Annotated in this window: 17 protein-coding genes; 11 read left to right on the top strand and 6 right to left on the bottom strand. The window is 69.3% G+C overall.

Annotated features, from left to right (window positions below):
• Nucleotides 1-42: 42 nt before the first annotated feature.
• Together AB5I40_RS32730 and AB5I40_RS32735 are read left to right on the top strand one after the other, a co-directional pair.
• Nucleotides 43-984 (top strand): LLM class flavin-dependent oxidoreductase, encoded by a 942-nt coding sequence (locus AB5I40_RS32730; protein ID WP_370934066.1) that lies wholly within the window; start codon nucleotides 43-45, stop codon nucleotides 982-984.
• A 478-nt stretch (nucleotides 985-1,462) separates the two neighbouring features.
• Complete coding sequence (locus AB5I40_RS32735; protein ID WP_370934067.1) at nucleotides 1,463-2,116, top strand: LuxR C-terminal-related transcriptional regulator; 654 nt, start codon at nucleotides 1,463-1,465, stop codon at nucleotides 2,114-2,116.
• Nucleotides 2,117-2,201: 85 nt separating this feature from the next.
• On the opposite strand, the gene AB5I40_RS32740 is transcribed toward AB5I40_RS32735, so the two are convergent.
• A complete protein-coding gene (locus AB5I40_RS32740; RefSeq protein ID WP_370934068.1) occupies nucleotides 2,202-2,528 on the bottom strand; it encodes a hypothetical protein in 327 nt (108 codons plus the stop codon).
• Between the two features lie 259 nt (nucleotides 2,529-2,787).
• On the opposite strand from AB5I40_RS32740, the gene AB5I40_RS32745 reads away from it, so the two are divergent.
• Together AB5I40_RS32745 and mfd are read left to right on the top strand one after the other, a co-directional pair.
• On the top strand, nucleotides 2,788-4,077 hold the full coding sequence (locus AB5I40_RS32745; protein WP_370934069.1) for a hypothetical protein: 1,290 nt from the start codon (nucleotides 2,788-2,790) through the stop codon (nucleotides 4,075-4,077).
• A gap of 43 nt (nucleotides 4,078-4,120) precedes the next feature.
• The gene (gene mfd / locus AB5I40_RS32750; protein WP_370940661.1) at nucleotides 4,121-7,681 is read left to right on the top strand and encodes a transcription-repair coupling factor; all 3,561 of its coding nucleotides are present in this window, start codon (nucleotides 4,121-4,123) and stop codon (nucleotides 7,679-7,681) included.
• Nucleotides 7,682-7,887: 206 nt separating this feature from the next.
• On the opposite strand, the gene AB5I40_RS32755 is transcribed toward mfd, so the two are convergent.
• Nucleotides 7,888-8,301, bottom strand: a complete 414-nt coding sequence (locus AB5I40_RS32755) for a hypothetical protein (protein ID WP_370934070.1) — start codon at nucleotides 8,299-8,301, stop codon at nucleotides 7,888-7,890.
• 81 nt (nucleotides 8,302-8,382) lie between these two features.
• On the opposite strand from AB5I40_RS32755, the gene AB5I40_RS32760 reads away from it, so the two are divergent.
• The 7 genes from AB5I40_RS32760 to AB5I40_RS32790 all read left to right on the top strand — a co-directional run bounded on the left by AB5I40_RS32760 (nucleotide 8,383) and on the right by AB5I40_RS32790 (nucleotide 14,807).
• Complete coding sequence (locus AB5I40_RS32760; RefSeq protein ID WP_370934071.1) at nucleotides 8,383-9,384, top strand: hypothetical protein; 1,002 nt, start codon at nucleotides 8,383-8,385, stop codon at nucleotides 9,382-9,384.
• Nucleotides 9,381-10,295, top strand: coding sequence for a MazG family protein (locus AB5I40_RS32765; RefSeq protein WP_370934072.1), 915 nt, complete (start codon nucleotides 9,381-9,383; stop codon nucleotides 10,293-10,295). Before AB5I40_RS32760 ends, AB5I40_RS32765 begins: the two co-directional genes overlap by 4 nt.
• Before the next feature lie 407 nt (nucleotides 10,296-10,702).
• The gene (locus AB5I40_RS32770; protein ID WP_370940662.1) at nucleotides 10,703-11,257 is read left to right on the top strand and encodes an RNA polymerase sigma factor; all 555 of its coding nucleotides are present in this window, start codon (nucleotides 10,703-10,705) and stop codon (nucleotides 11,255-11,257) included.
• Nucleotides 11,258-11,286: 29 nt separating this feature from the next.
• The gene (locus AB5I40_RS32775) at nucleotides 11,287-12,075 is read left to right on the top strand and encodes a zf-HC2 domain-containing protein (RefSeq protein WP_370934073.1); all 789 of its coding nucleotides are present in this window, start codon (nucleotides 11,287-11,289) and stop codon (nucleotides 12,073-12,075) included.
• A 22-nt stretch (nucleotides 12,076-12,097) separates the two neighbouring features.
• A complete protein-coding gene (locus AB5I40_RS32780) occupies nucleotides 12,098-12,901 on the top strand; it encodes an ABC transporter ATP-binding protein (RefSeq protein ID WP_370934074.1) in 804 nt (267 codons plus the stop codon).
• The gene (locus AB5I40_RS32785; RefSeq protein ID WP_370934075.1) at nucleotides 12,901-14,247 is read left to right on the top strand and encodes a hypothetical protein; all 1,347 of its coding nucleotides are present in this window, start codon (nucleotides 12,901-12,903) and stop codon (nucleotides 14,245-14,247) included. The genes AB5I40_RS32780 and AB5I40_RS32785 overlap by 1 nt, the downstream gene beginning before the upstream one ends.
• A 50-nt stretch (nucleotides 14,248-14,297) precedes the next feature.
• Nucleotides 14,298-14,807 carry a hypothetical protein gene (locus tag AB5I40_RS32790; RefSeq protein WP_370934076.1) on the top strand — a complete coding sequence of 170 codons (510 nt, stop codon included), beginning with the start codon at nucleotides 14,298-14,300 and terminating at the stop codon, nucleotides 14,805-14,807.
• Nucleotides 14,808-14,884: 77 nt separating this feature from the next.
• Here the strand turns inward: AB5I40_RS32790 and AB5I40_RS32795 are convergent, their stop codons facing one another.
• The 4 genes from AB5I40_RS32795 to efeO all read right to left on the bottom strand — a co-directional run bounded on the left by AB5I40_RS32795 (nucleotide 14,885) and on the right by efeO (nucleotide 18,892).
• The gene (locus AB5I40_RS32795) at nucleotides 14,885-15,295 is read right to left on the bottom strand and encodes a PPOX class F420-dependent oxidoreductase (protein WP_370934077.1); all 411 of its coding nucleotides are present in this window, start codon (nucleotides 15,293-15,295) and stop codon (nucleotides 14,885-14,887) included.
• Nucleotides 15,296-15,299: 4 nt separating this feature from the next.
• On the bottom strand, nucleotides 15,300-16,364 hold the full coding sequence (locus tag AB5I40_RS32800) for an LLM class flavin-dependent oxidoreductase (RefSeq protein ID WP_370934078.1): 1,065 nt from the start codon (nucleotides 16,362-16,364) through the stop codon (nucleotides 15,300-15,302).
• A gap of 105 nt (nucleotides 16,365-16,469) precedes the next feature.
• Complete coding sequence (efeB, locus tag AB5I40_RS32805) at nucleotides 16,470-17,744, bottom strand: iron uptake transporter deferrochelatase/peroxidase subunit (RefSeq protein ID WP_370934079.1); 1,275 nt, start codon at nucleotides 17,742-17,744, stop codon at nucleotides 16,470-16,472.
• Entirely contained in the window at nucleotides 17,741-18,892 is a 1,152-nt protein-coding gene (efeO, locus tag AB5I40_RS32810; protein ID WP_370934080.1) for an iron uptake system protein EfeO, read from the bottom strand. The genes efeB and efeO overlap by 4 nt, the downstream gene beginning before the upstream one ends.

Consider the following 18,892-nt stretch of genomic DNA (forward strand, 5'->3'; position numbering starts at 1 on the left):
GGGAATTGCCGGGACGCCAGGCCGCGCTGGATCGTCGACGGCGTGGAATTCGGACTACTTCTTCCCGCCGGACAGGCACAGCTCGAAGCAGGCGGCACCCCGCGTGCCCTCGTCGCAGTGGCCCGCGAAGCCGAACGGCTCGGGTTCGCGTCGATCTGGGCCGGTGACTCGCTTTCCCGGCCGCGGATCGAACCGCTCACCCTGCTCACCGCGGTCGCGCAGGCGACCGAACGCGTCACCGTCGGAACCGCCGTGCTGCTGCCCGCGCACCGCAACCCGGTGCAGACGGCGATGACGCTCGCCTCGGTCGACCTGATCTCCGAAGGACGCCTCGCAGTGGGCGTCGGCGCGGGTTTCCCCGGCTTCAGCGAGCGAGAGTTCGAGCTGGCCGGGGTCGATTTCCGGACGCGGTTCTCGCACCTGGACGACGTCGTCACGCTCTGGCGCGAACTGTGGACCGGCGAGCCGAGCTCGTTCCACGGCAAGGTCCTGAACTACGACTGGCTGCCACCGGCGATCCGCCCCGCGCGCCCCGGTGGCCCGCCGATCTGGCTGGGCGGCGCGACGCCAGCCGCGCTTCGCCGCACCGCGCTGCGTTACGACGGCTGGCTCCCGTACCCGCCTGATCCCGCGGATTACGCCTCCGGCCTCGCGACGATCCGCGCCACCACTGATCGCAAGGTCACCCCGTCACTGTTCCTGACGGTTTACGTCGACTCTGACCCGCGCCGCGGCCGTAGCGTCCTGGAGGACTACGCGCAGGCGACGTATCAACGGCCGCTGGCGCAGATCAGCACCATCCAGGCGACCGTGACCGGCCCGATCGAGGAAGTCTCGGCGACCGTGCGCCGCTACGCCGAGGCCGGAGCGGAGCACGTGCTGCTGCGCGTCGGCTCGCTGGAACCCGGTGCGGTCGAGCGGCAGCTGCCCCTGTTGGCGGAGGTGATCGCCGGGGAGCGGAAACCTGTCGGTGCCACGACGTAGGCTGGGATGGTGACCGACGCTGTAGCTTCCTCGTCGTTGCTCAGCGTGCGGTTGTCGCTTCGGCCAGGAATCGCTGACTGTCCGAGGCCCAACCCCGCTCTCGCGGGGTTGGGCCGGAACAACTAGGGCAGCCCGCTTTGCCCGCGGTTGCAGATCGATGAGCACGCCTTCCCTGTCCCGCCGCCATAGCCATTGTCCCGTTGGCCGGGATTCGCCGTACCCAGGGCCTGCCTGACGGCGTCGCAGGCTTCTGACCCGATAAGTGTGCCGACCCGAATAGCCGGCCACACGAATGGCCGATGCCGGATTGATCATGGTCCGGATACGCTGGCGTGGCCAAGGGAGGTGGCTTGATAGTCATGCATTCGAACTACTCTTCAGTTTTCCGTCGAAGGCGATCGCGCATTTTCTTGCATTCCTTTATGTTGACGGTAAATGCCGCGTGAGCTGATTTCCGGCAGGGAGACCAGAGGATTCCTTGATCGATGTTGTCGTTGCGGAAACCTGTGAAGTTGTGCGCTTGGGCCTGCGAGCATTGCTGGGCGGATGGTCGATATTTCGACTGCTGAGCGACCATGCGGACGCGGAAGGCTTGCTTGCGGGGTTGCGTGCCGCTGAGCCTCAGGTCGTCCTGCTGGACGGGCTTATCGTGCTCAGACGGGGCCCGGAGTTCATAGGCGAGCTGTTGGCTCGCGCGCGACCGCCCGGGCCGAAAGTCCTTGTGACGGTCGAAGGTGGGGACAGTGAATTCGTGCTCGGCGCAGTGTGCGCCGGGGCTTCGGGTTCGGTGCCTAAACAACGGTCGGCCAGGCTGATTGTGGAGGGAATCCGTCAGGTCGCCGCCGGGCAGCTGGTGCTGCCGCAGGAAGTGCTGCGAATGCTGGTCGAGAGGCACCGGCGGGGCGGGTTGCCGGGGTATTCCGGCGAAGCCGGATCCACGGACGCGTTGACGGCGAGGGAAACCGAGATCGTCCGGCTGGTGTCGGCGGGAATGGACAACGGTACGATAGCCAGTCGCCTGGTGCTGAGCGAATCCACGGTCAAGACCCACGTGCACCGCGCCATGCGAAAGCTGTCTCTGACGAGCCGGGCGCAGGTCGTGGCTTTTGCGTATCGAAATGGCTTGACGTGAGGATCACGCAGGTGTGTTGCGGCGCATCGATGCTGCCGCAACACACCTGTCACCGCGGCGGCTTACCCGAACAGCCTGGTCGTCCTCACAGCTTCGCGGGGATGCACGGGCCCTGCACCGGGTAGGCCGAGATGTTCTCGGACGCGGGGCCGACGGTGATCACTTGGCCTGCCCCGACGCACCGGATCTCGTCCCACGAAGTCCCCTGGAGCTGCTGGTGGTGGAACTGCACGAGTTGTGCGACCGACCCGCAGTTCGTATAGGCCCAGTGGAGGAGTCCTTGGCTCAATCCGCAGTTCAGCGTGCTCGCCGGCTCCGCGTTCGCGACTCCGGCCCCGAAAAGGCTGACCCCGCCAGCGATCGCGACCCCGATGGCCGCGGCGGTGCCTGCGACTTTGATTTTCGACAACACGGTAATTCCCCTCTTCGCGGGTTTGGCCGTCTTCGCGGCCGGTCAGGAAAAATTTAAAAAAACCCAGGGGAAAGCGAATCCGTCCAGGGTGGGCGGAAAACGGTCAACTTGAGTGGTGGTTCTGTTGACTTTCCCGGTTATCTGCGCGGTCGGCTCGCGAGGATTGGCACGATGGACGGCCGCGGTGTGAAGTGGTATCGGCCGATCAATTACGATCGACGTGACCGGGCGGGCATGACCGGCATCGGATGGAGGTTCCTTGGTGCGGCAACGGGCCGGTATCGCGCGGAGCGGCGGAGAAACGCCATCCGCGAAGTCGGTTCGGACGTCAGCGGGTGCGCTTGGGCTGACCATTGTCGCTGCTTCGATTCTCGGGTATCTCGTCCTGCTTATCGCGGGCAAATACCTCAGCCCAGCCGAAAATGCCGTGTTCCTTGGGTTCTGGGGCCTCGTCATGGGAGTCGGCAGCGCGTTGTCGCCCCTGGAACAGGAGCTGTCCCGGCAGACCGCGGTGGCCGAGGTGGCCGGTGCCAGGCCAGATGCGACCGTGTTCCGGGCCTGCGCCGTGTCCCAGTCGGTGGCCTTCGTCGCCGCCGGGCTGACGCTGGTTCCGTCCGTGAACGCGCAGTTCTTCGGTCCCCGGTCGTCCCTGGGATTGGTCGCCTTCTTCGGTATCGCCGCTTTTCCCGCTCTGTACGCAACCCGCGGTGTGCTGATCGGAGCTGGGCGAAGCCGTGCTTACTCCGCGATCTTGCTGGCCGAGGCTGGGCTCCGGATGGCGGCGTTCCTGGCCTGTGTCGCGGCGGGGATCGTCGGACTGACGTGGCTGGCGGTGTCTGTCGCGGCGGGGTCGTTCGCCTGGCTCTTCTTCATCCCGGCCGCTCGGGGCACGGTCGATCGGAGCGTCCCCGGCGAGGCATGGGATGCGGTGCTCCGGCGGATGCTCGGCCTGACCGTGAGCGCGGCGCTGACCGCGAGCGTGCTGACCGGCTACCCGGCTGTGGTGAAACTGCTCGCCCCGTCCGGGAGCGACGACCAGCTGGGCGGGTTGTTCCTGGCCGTCTCGCTGGTGCGCTCGCCGCTGTTGCTCGTCCTCGCCCCGGTGCAAACACTCGCTGTGCCGATGGTCGTGCGCATCACGAACCGTCCGGACGGCGCTGGTCGTCTGCGCCGCATCGTCGCATGGGGCGGAGTTGGCGCGCTTGTGGCAGGCGTGGTGGCAGCGGTGGGCGCGTATGTCGCGGGCCCGTGGCTGTTCGGGCTCCTCTACCAGGACAAGTACCGCATCTCCGGGTGGACGATGGCGGCGCTCGGCTGGTCGGGGATCATGATGGCGGCGACCCTGCTGGCAGCCGCGACGCTGGTCGCCCGCAAGAAGACCGGCTCTGTCGTGCTGGTGTGGGCGGTGGTCGCCGCGGCGAGCTTCCTCGTACTGGTCAGTGCCCCCGGCGGGATATTCTTCCGCGCCGTCGCCGGTGCTACGGCAGCTCCGACGATCGGCTTGCTGACCGCGGTCGCGTGCAGCCTCGGCAACGGTGATCGAAAGTAATGTCGGTGCCACGACGTAGGCTGGAACGGTGACCGACGCTGTACTGTCCGGACTCCTCCAAGCCATCCTTCCCGACCCAGCGCTGCGCGGCGTTGTCGAGCGCGCCGGCGCCCCGCTGCTCGAACTGCAAGGCGCTGTCGCCGTACGGCAGCTCGTGGCCGCCGCGCTGGCCGAAGACCCCGAGCGCGGCGGCGCGGGCCGTCCGGTGCTGGCCGTCACCGCCACCGGGCGCGAAGCCGACGAGCTGACCGCGTCGCTCAGCGCGCTGCTGGGCCCCGGCCGGGTGGCCGATTTCCCGTCCTGGGAGACGCTGCCGCACGAGCGCCTTTCGCCGCGCGCGGACACGGTCGGGCGGCGGCTGGAGGTGCTGCATCGGCTGCACGTCGGCGACGAGGAGCTGCGCGTCGTGGTCGCGACCGTGCGCAGCCTCATCCAGCCGATGGCTCCCGGGCTCGGGTCGCTCGCGCCGGTCGACCTGGTCGTCGGCGAGGAACAAAGCTTCGAGGACCTGCTCGAACGGCTTGTCGAGCTGGCGTACACGCGCGTGGACATGGTCGAGAAGCGCGGCGAGTTCGCGGTCCGCGGCGGCATCCTCGACCTGTTCGGGCCCACCGCGCAGCATCCGGTCCGCGTCGAGTTCTGGGGCGACGAGGTCAGCGAGATCCGCGCGTTCGCGGTGGCCGACCAGCGGTCGCTGCCCGGCGAGATCCAGCGGGTCACCGCGCCGCCGTGCCGCGAGCTGCTGCTCACGCCGGACGTCAAGACGCGCGCGGCGGAGCTGGCCACCACGTACGAGGCCGACGCGCACCTGGCCGAAATGCTCACCAAGCTGTCCGGCGGCATCCCGGTCGAGGGCATGGAGGCGCTCATCCCGGTGCTCTGCGAGGGCGAGCTGGCCCTGCTCACCGATTCGATGCCGCAAGGCAGCCACGTGCTGCTGGCCGATCCGGAGAAGATCCGCGCCCGCGCGGCCGACCTCGTCCGCACCGGCCAGGAGTTCCTCGAAGCCTCCTGGACCACCGCCGCGGCGGGCGGGCAAGCCCCGATCGACCTCGGCGCGTCGGCGTACCGCGAGCTGTCCGAGATCGCCGCGCACGCGCAGGACACCAAGCGCCCGTGGTGGACGCTCACCCAGCTGACCAGCGAAGACCCGGACGTCTACCGCGTCGGCATCGAGCCCGCGCCCGCCTACCGGGGCGAGCTGGAACGCGCGATGACCGACCTGCGCGCGCACCTCGCGTCCGGCGGCACCGGCGTGCTCGTCGTCGCCGGACAGGGCACCGCCAGCCGCGCGGTCGAGCAGCTGATGGCGGCCGAGGTCCCGGCGAAGCACGCCGAGGTGCTCGCCGACGTGCCGCCCGCCGGGGTCGTCACGGTCACCTGCGGCGGGCTCGCGGAGGGCTTCGTCTCGCCGGAACGGGCGCTCGTGGTGCTGTCCGAGGCGGACCTGACCGGCCGCGGCGCCACCGCTGGATCGTCCACAAAGGACTTGAACACGAAGATGCCGTCGCGCCGTCGCGGCGCGGTCGACCCGCTGGCGCTCAAGGCGGGCGACTACGTGGTGCACGACCAGCACGGCATCGGCCGGTTCGTGGAAATGGTGCAGCGCACGGTCGCCGGCGCGACCCGGGAGTACCTGCTGCTGGAGTACGCCTCGTCCAAGCGCGGCCAGCCCGGCGACCGGTTGTTCGTGCCCACCGACCAGCTCGACGAGGTGTCCCGCTACGTCGGCGGCGAGCTGCCCACGCTCAACAAGCTCGGCGGCTCGGACTGGAAGAACACCAAGGCACGCGCCAAAAAAGCGGTCAAGGAGATCGCCGCCGAACTGGTGCAGCTCTACGCCGCCCGCCAGGCCGCGCCCGGGCACGCGTTCGGCCAGGACACGCCGTGGCAGTCCGAGCTGGAAGACGCGTTCCCGTTCACCGAGACCAACGACCAGCTCGCGGCCATCGACGAGGTCAAGTCGGACATGGAGCGCGGCGTCCCGATGGACCGGGTGATCTGCGGCGACGTCGGCTACGGCAAGACCGAGATCGCGGTGCGCGCGGCGTTCAAGGCGGTGCAGGACGGCAAACAGGTGGCCGTGCTCGTGCCGACCACGCTGCTCGCGCAGCAGCACCTGAACACGTTCACCGAGCGCATGCGGTCGTTCCCGGTCACCATCAAGGGCCTTTCACGGTTCACGCACAAGGCCGAATCGGACCGGATCCTCGAACAGCTCGCCGACGGCGAGGTCGACATCGTGATCGGCACGCACCGGCTGCTGCAGACCGGCATCCGCTACAAGGACCTCGGCCTCGTGATCGTCGACGAGGAACAGCGGTTCGGCGTGGAGCACAAGGAACACATCAAGGCGCTGCGCACGCACGTCGACGTGCTCACCATGTCGGCGACGCCGATCCCGCGCACGCTGGAGATGTCGCTGGCGGGCATCCGCGAGATGTCGACCATCCTCACCCCGCCGGAAGACCGGCACCCGATCCTGACCTACGTCGGCGCGTATGACGACAAGCAGGTCGGCGCCGCGGTCCGGCGCGAGCTGCTGCGCGACGGCCAGGTCTTCTACGTGCACAACCGGGTGTCGTCGATCGAGAAAGCGGCGAAACGGATCCGCGAGCTGGTGCCGGAGGCGCGCGTCGTCACCGCGCACGGGCAGATGAACGAGGACAAGCTCGAAAAGATCATCCAGGGCTTCTGGGAGAACGAGTACGACGTCCTCGTCTGCACCACGATCGTCGAGACCGGCCTGGACATCTCCAACGCCAACACGCTGATCGTGGAACGCGGCGACATGCTCGGCCTCGCTCAGCTGCACCAGTTGCGCGGCCGCGTCGGGCGCGGCCGCGAGCGCGGATACGCGTACTTCCTGTACCCGCCGGAAGCGCCGCTCACCGAGACCGCGCACGACCGGCTCGCCACCATCGCGCAGAACACCGAACTCGGCGCGGGCATGGCGGTCGCGATGAAGGACCTGGAGATCCGCGGCGCGGGCAACATCCTCGGCGCGGAACAGTCCGGGCACATCGCGGGCGTCGGATTCGACCTGTACGTCCGGCTCGTCGGCGAAGCGGTCGAAGCGTTCCGGCGGCACGCGGGCGCGGAGCCGGCGGAGGACGAGGAACTGGCCGAAGTCCGCGTCGACCTGCCGGTGGACGCGCACATCCCGCACGACTACGTCCCCGGCGAACGCCTGCGGCTGGAGGCGTACCGCAAGATCGCGTCGGCCCCGGACACCGCGGCGCTCGACGCGGTGCGCGAGGAACTGGTCGACCGCTACGGCCAGCCGCCCGCGCCGGTCACGCGGCTGCTCGCGGTCGCCGCGTTCCGGCACACCTGCCGGGCCGCAGGCGTCACCGAGGTCGCGGTGCAGGGCAACACGATCCGGTTCGCGCCGCTTCCGTTGATGGACTCGCAGCTGGTGCGGCTGAAACGCTTGTACCCCAAGGCGTTGTACAAGGCGGTCACCAACACGGTGTCGGTGCCGAAGCCGACCGAAGGCCCCGCAGGCGGCCGGATGGGCGCGCCGGTGCTGCGGGACCAGGAACTGCTCGACTGGTGCACGAAGCTGTTGGGCCAGCTGACGAAAACCCCGGCGGCGGTGTGAGTGCCGCGGCGGGCCTCGCCTGATCCGTCGCCGTTGCCGCACGAAATCGCTGCTCGCGGCGGTCCCCGCAGCGAGGCATCGCCGCGGCTCTCGAACGGACCTGTCCCTTGGCTGCCGTGCGAAATCGGTTCCCGCGGCGGTTTCCCCGGCGAGGTTCTGTCGCTTGATGCTTGGCCACGGCGTGCTTTCCGTGGCCAAGCAGCGGTTCAGCTAGCCGAACAGACCTCGAGTCCCGGCGGCTGCGCCGTAGCGAGCCGCAACGACACTTCCTCCTCCGGTGTCGGCAACGCACCGCAGCCGGACATCGGCAACGGCCGGGGTCGTCGCGGCACCCGCGCTCCCGAACCGCCGCCGCGGCCCGGGTACACGAGCAGCCCGCGCTCGGGGTCCGGCACCGCGTCGAGAGCGGCGGTCACAGCGGGCAGGCTCCGGAAGCGATCCCGTTTCTCTTCCGAGGAAAACTCGATCTCCAGCGTCACGCCCCAGTGGTGGACGTGCCACGTCCACTGCTCGGCGCCGTTGGTCAGCGCGGCCTCGGTCAGCCGGTCGCCGTGAGCGCGTTGCCACGCGCTCGCCGCGAAGGCCCCGTCGAGGACTTCGATCGACAACCAAGAGTCCATATGTCGACAATAGCCCGCTGAATGCCTCGATGGTGTTGCGTTTCGAGGGCATGTGAGAGGGTAGGGCCTGTGATGCGGATCATGGGGCGCCGCCGTGCGCTGGGCGCCGTTCTCGCCGGAGCTTTCCTTCTCGCCGGATGCGGTACCGGCCCCAGTCAGGTGGGCACCGCCGCGGTGGTCGACGGTCAGGTCACCACCATCGACCAGGTTCAGGCGCTGCTCGACCGCGCCGTGCAGGAGCAGCCGTACGCCCGGCAGCTCGCCACGCGGCACCAGCTCGACCTCGTCGGGCGCGAGATCGTCCGGCAGACGCTGCTGCACGAGGTCGTCGTGAAGGCCGCGCAGAAGGAAGGCATTTCGGTCGACGAGGCCACCGTCACCGAAGCCATGCAACAAGATCCGCTCGCGTCGCCGGTGCCCGAGGCCGTCACGCAGGACCAGTCCGCGGCCGTCACCCAGCTCGTCTGGCGGCTGCGCGACCACCGCGAGGCCGTCACCGATCAGTATCTGCAGCAGCGGATCGCGCTGAAGTACCTGCCGACGCTCGCGGTGAACTTCGACTACACCAGCATCGGCGCGCCGACCTCGGAGAGCCAGGCCCCGTCGATCGACCCGAAGACCGCGCGCAGCCAGGCCATCGCCAAGGCCGAGGAGTACGCGGCCAACCCGGGCGCGATCCAGTCCGACATCCGCGGCGGCGCGCAGGGCAACGTCGGCCAGCAGGCGCCCGCGCTGTCGTCGCCGCAGGACGCCGCGACCGTGCTGTTCGGCGTCCCCGCGAACACCGCGATCGCGTTCCAGCCGAATCCGGCGAGCGCGCCGACCTGGTGGGTCACCGCCGTGGTGCGGAAGCGGTCGACCGATGCGAAGGTCGCCACCGACCAGGTCCAGCAGCCGACTGCGGCCCAGCTGGGCGCGATCGGCGTGCGGATGCTTCAGCCGTATGTTGGCAACGTGGACTTCAAAATCAACCCGCGCTACGGCGTGTGGGACGCAGTCGGCATGAACCTCGCCCCGAGCGCGGCCGAGCTCACCGGCGTGGCTGTGCCGCTGCACGGCGGCGGTGCCCCGGCTCAGCAGTGACCGGCACCGTAGTCCTGGTCCACGGCGCGACCCTGCCCGCGGCCGCATTGCCCCTGCTTCGCACCCGTGCGGTGTACGCCGCGACCGACGTCGATGCCGCGCAGCTCGGCGTCCCGCCAGTAGGCCAATCCTTCGCGGACATCGTCCTGCTCGCCGCGTCCCGCACGGAACCGACCGCCGCCGCGATGCTCGCCGCCGGCGCGCAACTGATCGAAACCCCCGTGCCCCCGCTCGTGGAAGCGGTCGAGGTCATGGACCGCCTGCGCTCCCCGGGCGGCTGCCCCTGGGACGCCCGGCAGACGCACGAATCCCTGCGGCAGTACCTAGTCGAGGAAACGTACGAACTGCTGGAAGCCATCGAGGACAACGACCGCGCGGCCTTGCGCGAGGAGCTGGGCGACGTCCTCCTGCAAGTCCTGTTCCACGCCCGGGTCGCGGCGGAACACGGCCGGGCCCCCTTCACCATCGACGACGTCGCGGGCGACCTGGTGGACAAACTGGTAGGCCGTCACCCCAACGTCTTCGCCGACGCGGCCCGCATCGCGACGGCCGAGCACCAGGAACTGAAGTGGGAAGAGCTGAAGCAGGCGGAGAAGCAGCGTAAGTCCATTGTGGACGGTGTGGCGCTGGGTCAGCCCGCTGTCGCGTTGGCCGGAAAACTGGGCCAGCGCAGCGGCCGGGCCGGAATTCCGCTGGACCTCTTCCCGCAGGACTCCTCGGCCCCCGCCCACCTGTTCCGCACCGCGGCGACCGCGCGTCGAGGCGGGTTGGATCCGGAGGGCGAGCTTCGTGCGGTAGCCAAGCAGTTCGCCCGCGACATCCGAGCGGCGGAGACAGCGGCTCGGAAGGCCGGGGTGGAACCAGCGACGCTGGAGGCTGAGGGCTGGCGGAAGTTCTGGCCGTCGGCTTGAGCTGGTTTCGCTGCTCGGGTTTCTGTCGCGTATTGGGTTGAAGTTCTGGCGTGCTGCTTGCCTTCTCGGCCGACGCCGAGTCCGCGCTCGCCATCGTTCCTGGCGCTGACGGGCCCTCGCGCACGTTTCGCATCGCCCGGCGTGTGCACCGAACCAGTGCTCTGCGCTCGCACTCTTGCTCATCGCCCGTGCCGGTGCTTGGCGTTCTCGCGACCCGCTCACGCTCGCGCTTTCGTCCGTCGACTCTCGATGCCCGCCGCCCTCACTCGATGGACGGAGCCCCTCCCATTCCCTCACGCCCCCGCCGCCCGCCGGGCACGATGGCGCCCGGAACCCCGACTCCGAATATGTGACCCACATCACTCGATTATGAGAACCAGAAGCGCGGAGGTGGCGTCTTGCCTGGTGTGAGACACAAGCCACCCAGGGAGCCGGACGAGGAGCACCTCCTCCGGCGCACCGCCCGCGGTGACCGTGCGGCGTTCGAAGAGCTCTATCGCCGCACGTCGCCGTGGCTCGCGATTCGCCTGCGGCACCGCTGTTCCGACGACGAGATCGTCTTGGAAGTGATGCAGGAGACCTACCTCGCCGTGTGGCGCGCCGCGGGTTCGTTCGCGGGCGTCGTCGCCGGCGGCTCCGCCGTGGGCTGGGTGTGGACGATCGCGGTGCGGCGGCTCATCGACGCCTACCGGCGGCGTGCGCACCACGCGCATCCGCCTCCCGCGGTGCAGGAAGCGCTGTCCGCGCCGGCTGCCGAGGACGAGGCGCTGGCCGGCACGGTCGGCGATTCGGTGGGCGACGCCTTGCGCAGTCTCGCGCCGGAGCTGCGCGAGGTGCTGCAAGCCATGGTGCTCGACGGATTGTCGGTCCGGGAGACCGCGATCCTGCTGGACCTGCCGGAGGGCACGGTCAAAACCCGGGCCCGCCGTGCCCGGATCGCGATGCGGGAGGCGTTGTCGTGAAACCAGGACTGGCCGGAGGAGGTCAAGCCATGAACCACGTATCCGACCGGATGCTCGCCGGTTACGTCGCCGGTCGCGCACTGCCGGGGGACGAGGCATGGGCGATCGAAGGGCACCTGGAGAAGTGCGCGCAATGCCGGGCGCGGCTCGCCGGTGCGTCGACCACTGAGGTGGCCGGTCTGCTCGACGCCGTCTGGGCCGGGCTGGAGCCGGACCTCGCGCACGCACCGCAGCCGATGCCGCGCCGGGCCGCGAGATTGCTGAATTGCTGGGCGACCCCGGTGATGGTGCCGTGGCTGCTGATGGTCCTCGTAGTCGGCGCGCTGTCGGTCTACCTCGACCGGTCACTGCACGACGGGCTGTCGTTCGTGCAGCTGCTTTCCCCGGTGCTGCCGGTCTTCGGGGTCGCGGCGGCATGGACTCGCGGGCTCGATCCGTCATACGAACTCACTGCGGCCACCCCGCGAGCCGGGTTGGAGCTGATCCTGCGGCGGACCACTGCGGTCGTGGTGCCGGTGCTGGCGGTGCTGTTCGCCGCCGGCTGGCTGGTCGGCGCGCGCATGGGGCTCGGGTTGCTGCCGAGTCTCGCGTTCACCACGGGGACCCTCGCGCTCGGCACGTTCATCGGCGTCGCCTGGGCGGCGTCGATCCTGATCGGACTGTGGCTCGGCGCGCTGGTGGTGCCAAGCGTCGCGTTCGGGAGCTCGGCGCTGCTGGAGGCCGCAGCCTGGCCGGGCTGGCTGGCGGCCGCCGTCGTCGCGGCCGTGTTCGTAGTGCTTCGCCGGAACAGCTTCACGCAGCTTGCTGCGCATCACTGACGGAAAACGAGAGGGGAAACCGATGCGGGCTGTGGAAGCCGCCGAGGTCGCTCCGGCGACCTACGCCTGGGAAATCCAAGCACAGGCACTCAAAGTACGGGTCGGCCGCAAGAAGATGGCGGTCGACGGTCTCGACCTCACGCTCGGCACGGGGGTGCACGGGCTGCTCGGGCCGAACGGCGCGGGCAAGACCACCTTGATCCGCACGTTGGCCACGGTGCTGCGGCCGACGGACGGCGAGCTGTCGCTGCTCGGAGAGCCGATCGGGGGGCACTTCGAGCAGCGCGGCCTGCGCCGGCGGATCGGATATCTGCCGCAGACCTTCGGGTACTACAAGCGGTTCACCGTCCGCGAGTTCGTCGAATATATGGCGTGGCTCAAGGAAATGCCCAAGCGTGAGGTGCCGGGCGCGGTCCAGCGCGCGATCGAGCGGGTCGGTCTCGCCGAGCGTGCCGAGGACAAAATGAAGACCCTGTCCGGCGGCATGGTCCGCCGGGTCGGCATCGCGCAGGCGATCGTGAACGACCCGGTGCTTCTGCTGCTCGACGAACCCACCGCCGGTCTCGATCCGGCGCAGCGACTGCGTTTCCGGGAGCTGCTGCAGGAAATCGGCCGGGACGCGTGCGTCGTCGTGTCCACCCACCTGGTCGAAGACGTCGCCGCGGCGTGCTCGGACGTCGTCCTGTTCGCCGACGGGAAGCTGGTTTTCCAAGGCACGCCAGCCGATCTGGCCTCGGCGGGCGATGCGGCGGACGTCGGCGACAGCCCGATCGAGCGCGGTTATTCGGCGCTGCTCGGCCACGCGCAGGGGAAGGGGTCTTGGTGATGAGCGTGTTCCGAATCGAACTTCGGCGCACCATCGCTCCCTGGGTGCCAGTCGCGATCCTGGCGGTGAGCCTCGGCCTGCTCCTGTTCTCGCGCGGCCCGTGGAGCTCCAATTCCGCGGCCTGGAACGCGACGTGGCTGACCGCGGTGCGGTGGCCGCGCTACCTGCTGGTGCTGATGTGGCCGATCATCGTCGGCGCCGCGGCGATCCAAGGCATGCGGGACGCCCGCGCCGGGGTCGGCGAACTGTTCGGCTCCACTCCCCGGCCTGCCGGGCAGCGAGCCGCCAAGCTCGGTCTCGCCCTCGGGCTCAGCGCGGTGGCGGGCTATCTGGTGCTCGTCGCCGCCGGGGTCGGGCAGGTCATCGCGAAAGACGGCCTGTTCACCACGGCGTGGGTGATGCAACTGGTGCTCGGCGTGCTGTCCGTGCTCGCCGGCGTGGCGCTGGGGCTCGGCCTCGGACGGCTCCTGCCGCATCCGATCACCGCTCCGGTGCTCGCCGTGCTCGCGCTGGCGGGCGGGCTCTTCGCGCAGGTGTCGGGCATGAACGGCACCGGGCCGAACGCGATGGTGCTGCTGGGGATCGGGCAAGTGCAGCCGCACGGTCCGTTCGATCTGCCGAGCCCTGCGGTGGAACTCGGGCAGCTGAGCTGGCTGCTCGGGCTCACCGCCGCGGGAATCCTGTTGCTGCTGGCCGGTTCGGCGCGCGCCAAGGTGCTCGCGCTGCTCCCGGTGGCGGCCGGGCTGGCGGTGGCTTTGCCGCTCTTCCCCGCTTGGTCGACGGACAACTACGTCCCGGACAAGACGGCATCCGCTCTCGTCTGCGACGGCCCGGTGTGTGTCACGCGATTGCACGAGGATTGGCTGTCCACTGTGGCCGGTCCGGGCAAAGAAGCCTTGCGGAATCTGGAAAAACTGCCGAACCATCCGACCCGGATCGAGGAGTCGGCAGAGTCGTTCCGGACCACCAAGGTCGGCCCGCGAGATCCGTCCCGGCTGCTGATTCAGAAGGACTCCTATGCGCTGTGGCACGAAAGCGGCCCAAGTCTGACCATGGTGCTGCTGAGCGGTGCGGGGACGATGCCCTGCCACGCCGCGTCCTACGGCGGCGAGCAGAACGACCGGGAGGACGCTGCGCGCTGGGTGATGGCGCAGTGGCTGGTCGGCTCGTACGCGCCGCCGTCTTCGCAGCGGCTGCCTCCGCTGAAGCCCAGGACGGACTCAGCGTGGGCGGCCTTGAAGGCGGTGCCGGAGGCGGAGCAGACCGCCCGGATCGGCGCGGCTCGCCAGGCGGAGCTGACCTGCGTCGGTGACCCGTTGAAGATTCTCACCGGCGGTGCGCGCTAATGCGGTGGACAGCGCTGTACGTTCGTTCGCGTCACCTCGCGGTGGCACTGGTGGCGGTGTTGCTCTGTGCCGCAGTTCTCCCGCCGCTGCTGGGCGACAACTGGTCGAACTTCTTCGCGACAATCAGCCTCGGCGCCGCGGTCGCGGTGGCGGGCGTGGGCCTCAGCGGGCAAGACCTCGACCTGGACCGCACGGCCTCCTTTCGCTGGCCGCCTCGGCGGCTGGTGCACCTCCTGCTGATCGGTGCGGTGGCCGGTGGAGTAATGCTTGCGGCACAAGGCTTTGTCGACCATCCGATGGAATCCGGCTGGATCCTCCGCAACGCGGCCGGGCTGCTCGGCCTGACCGGGCTGGCGGCCACGCTGTTCGGCGGTCAGTTCGGCTGGACGCTGCCGTTGGCCTGGGCGATGACGGCGGTGTTCGTTCCGGGAGCCGGCCCGGCGCACGACATCGTGGCCTGGCCGGTGGCGACAGCAGACTCCACCGCGGCGTGGTGGACGGCCGGGCTGCTGTTCGTGGCGGGAACAGCGGCGTACACGGTGGCGGGTGCTCGTCGTTGAGAGTCAACGGATCGGTGAAGCCAGGCGCAGCCCCGTCCCTCCCCCGGGCAGGGGCGGGGCTGCGGACTGGCGCGCCTTCACACATTCCGGTTGTTCGGCTTCACCTCGAGCGGTTCACGGTCGGGGTCCTCGATGCCCATGCTGATGATGCGTTGGGGGTAGATGCGGATGACAGCGCCGTCGAGGTGGCCGTCCGGTTCGAAGGCGTTCGGCACGGCTTCCGCCCGGCCGCGGATCTCCAAGCAGCGGATGCGCATGGGCTTCGTCGAGGGCTGGTCGTCGATCACGATGGCGACCTGGCCGTTGGCCTCGACGTTGCGGTACTTCCGGCTCTTCGTCAGGTTGTAGCCGGACACGTCGATGGTCTGCGTGTCCGGATTCCAGGAAAACGCGACCGGGCTGACCTGCAGGGTTCCATTCGGCTGCTGCGTGGCGACCCGGGCGAGCGGCTGGTCGGCCAGGTAGCTGAGTTCTGCGTCGGTGAACATGCACCTACCGTGCAAGTTCAAGCTTGCTTGAAGTCAAGCGCACGCGGGGGATCACGTGCTCGGCGAACCGGCGCATCTCCGCTTCGAAGGGCTGAAATTGCAGCATAAACGTCTCGATTCCCAGGTCAGCCCACTCGCGGATCCGCTGTGCGACAGTGTCGTAACTGCCCACCAGCCCGGCCGCGGTGCCGCCGTTCGTGCCTATGTGCGGGTACTTCGCGAACGTCTGAAACATCACCGCCTTCGGATCGGCGTCCGCGACAAGCGCCTCCCAGCGCGCCTTGCCCGCCTCGGCCAGTTCCCACAACGCCGCCAGTTCCGCTTCCGCCTCGGCGTCGGTTTCGCGGGCGACCACGAACGCGGACAGTCCAAATCGGACTGGCGGGCCGACGCGCGGGCGGGTGGCGACGTCCTCGATCAGCCGGGCGACGTTCTCCTGAGGCTGCCCGTTGATGAACCACACGTCGGCCTTGTCCGCCACCAGCGCTCGCGCCGGGTCCGACTCGCCGCCCACGTACACGGTCGGAGACGAACCAGCGGGCCGCAACTGGTAGCCGTCGACGTGAAAGTGCTTGCCCTCGAACGAAACCCGCTCGCCGGCCAGCAGGCCGCGCACGACGCTGATCCACTCGCGGCCGTACTCGTACCGTTCGTCGTGCTCGGCGAACGGAATGCCCGCTCGCGCCAATTCCGGCTTGAACCAGGCGTTGACCAGGTTCAGCCCGAACCGGCCGCCGCTGATCTCCTGGATCTGCAGCGCCTGCTTGGCCAGCACCACCGGGTGCACGAGATACGGCTTGATCGCCGCGATGATCTCGATCCGCTCGGTGAGCGCGGCGAGCGCCGCCGCGGACGTCCACGTCTCCAGTTGGTCCAGTTCGTCGCCGAAGGGATTCACCACGTGCTGGGCGATGAGCGTCGAATCGAAACCGAGCCGGTCGGCCTCGACGATCAGCCGCCGGTTGCGTTCCCAGCTCGCGTCCACCGGATCGGCCGGATGATCGAACGGGCCCCACGACCCGTAGACGACCGCCCATACCCCGAACCGCGGCTGTGCCACAGCGACCACGACGGAACTCCTCACCTCGCGCGGATGAACGCGGTCACCGTCGCTTGCCCGGAAGGCACCGGCAACCGGTCCCACGCAGTGGCGGGGAGGGGAGGTTTGTACTGGTCAGGCGAAGAGCCCGTCACCCCAGTTGCTGGTCGGGGTGAGACCCGGCGGGATCGCGAAGTGCGCGGAACCGGTGTGCTGCAGGTACTCCATCATCGCGTCCTTCGACGAAAGCACCTGCTGCATCGGGACATACTGCGTGCGCGTGTCCCGGTTGAACGCCAGGAAGAACAGCCCCGCCTCGAGGTGGCCGACGCCGTCGGAGCCGTCGACGAAGTTGTAGCCGCGGCGCAGGATCTGCACGCCCTTGCGCGTCTGGCGCGAGGCCAGCCGGATGTGCGCGTCTTCGGCGATCAGCGGCGTTCCGCCCGCGCCGCCGACCTGCAGGTCGACCTGGTCGAACTCGCCGGTTTGCCCGAGCGGCGCACCGCTTCCCTTGGTGCGCCCGACAATCTGCTCCTGTCCGGCAAGCGTCTCGCGGTCCCAGGTTTCGATGTGCATCCGGATCCGGCGCGCCACCAGGTAGGTGCCGCCGGCCATCCACGCCTGTCCGTCGCCGGCCTGCGCCCACACCTGGTCGCGGAGCACGTCGGTGTCCTCGGCCTTGACGTTGTTGGTGCCGTCCTTGAAACCGAACAGGTTGCGCGGCGTCTGCTGCGAGCGCGACGTCGACGAACTGCGGCCGAACCCGAGCTGCGACCAGCGCACCTCGGTGACGCCGAAGCCCAGCCGCACCAGGTTGCGGACCGCGTGCACCGCCACCTGCGGATCGTTCGCGCAGGCCTGGATGCACAGGTCGCCGCCGCTGCGGGCCGGGTCGAGTTTGTCCTTCGGGAACGCGGGCAGGTCGATCAGCTGCGGCGGACGTTTCGCGGCGAGTCCGAACCGGTCGTCGAAGAGCGAGGGACCGAAGCCGATCGTCAGCGTCAGATCGGAGGCGGGCAGGTCGAGCGCCTCGCCGGTGTCGTCGGGCGGGGCTTGCGCGGACCCGGCGAGCGCGCCGTTCGGGCCGACCTCCTCGCCCGCGGTCATCCGCCGTGCCGCGGCAGTCCAGGTGCGCAGCAGTTCGCGGAGCTTCTTGGCGTCCTTCGTGGTCACGTCGAGCGCGGCGAAATGCAGGTTCGGCTGGGCCGGGGTGACGATGCCGGCCTGGTGCTCGCCGTGGAAGTCGACCTTGGACGTCGCGGCCGCGGCAGGGGTGTCGCCGCCGAGCCGGTCGAAGCCGACTCCAGCCGCCGCGCCCGCGCCGGCCAACGCGACCCCCGCACCGGCCAGCCCGAACAGCTTCCGGCGGGAAACCTGGGTTCCCTCCTCGGTCCCTGCTTGAGATGTCACCGCGCCACGACCTCCGCGACCTTGCTGAGCGGCTCGCTCAGCGCGTCGACCGCCGACGCGAACGCCTTGATCTGATCCTGGGAGAGCTCGTTGTAGTACTTGAAACCGTCCCCGGAGCGGGTCTTGTCGAGCAGCCCCTGCACGTTCGCGAACTCCTTGTCCAAAGTGGACACCAGGGTCGCGTCGCGCTCCTGCAGGATCGGCCGCAGCGCCGCGATCGCGCCCTTGGAACCGTCGAGGTTGGCCTGGAAGTCCCACAGGTCGGTGTGCGAGAAGGTCTCCTCCTCGCCGGTGATCTTCTTCGTCGCGACCTCGTCGAGCAGGCCCTTCGCGCCGTTGGCCAGGTCCAGCACGCTCAGCTGCAGCGTCTTGGTCTTGGCGACGAGTGCCTTGACGTCGGTGAGCAGCTTGTCGGCGATCTGCGGGCTGTCCGGCTTGAGGCCGGTGGTCCACAGGTCCTTCTCCAGCCGGTGGAAGCCGGTGAACTGCTGGCCCGGCTCGACATCGGCCTCGCGGGCGTCGATCGACGGGTCGAGGTCGCCGAACTTCTCCGCGACCGGCTCGATCCGCTCGTAGAACACGCGAGTGCGTGCGTACTCGGCCTTCGCCTCGTCGACCTTGCCCGCCTTGACCGCGGCGACGAACTTCGCGGTTTCGGTCTCCAGCGCCGAGCTGTTGTTCTCGACGTAGGTCGCGTAGCTCTTGGTGGCAGCGGTCTTCTGCGCGCTGGCGTTGCTCTGGCCCTGCGCGCCGCCGGTGACGGTGAAGTCGCCGCGGATGCCGTTGCCCGCCATGCCCGGCTTGCACGCGGTCTGGTACTTGCCCGGGTCCGGGACCTCGACGATGAGCCGCCGGTTCAGTCCCGGCGCGATGTTCTCGACCTCGCCCATGATCCGGTCGCCCTCGGCGTAGAGGTAGAACTCGGTGACCTTGGTGCCCTTGTTGGCGATCTCGAAGGTCAGGTTGCCCGCGGCCGCGGTCGTCGCCGACACCGAGCACGCGGTGTCGGACGCCTCGACCTTGATCGGCCCGCCCGCGGCCGCGCCGGAAGGACCGGACGCGGAGTTCGTGCTGTCGCAGGCGGTCAGCGCGACGAGCGCGCCGAGACTGGTGAGCACAGCCGTCGAGGTTTTGCGGAACTGGGGCAC

Source organism: Amycolatopsis sp. cg13, from assembly GCF_041346965.1.
Lineage (GTDB): Bacteria > Actinomycetota > Actinomycetes > Mycobacteriales > Pseudonocardiaceae > Amycolatopsis.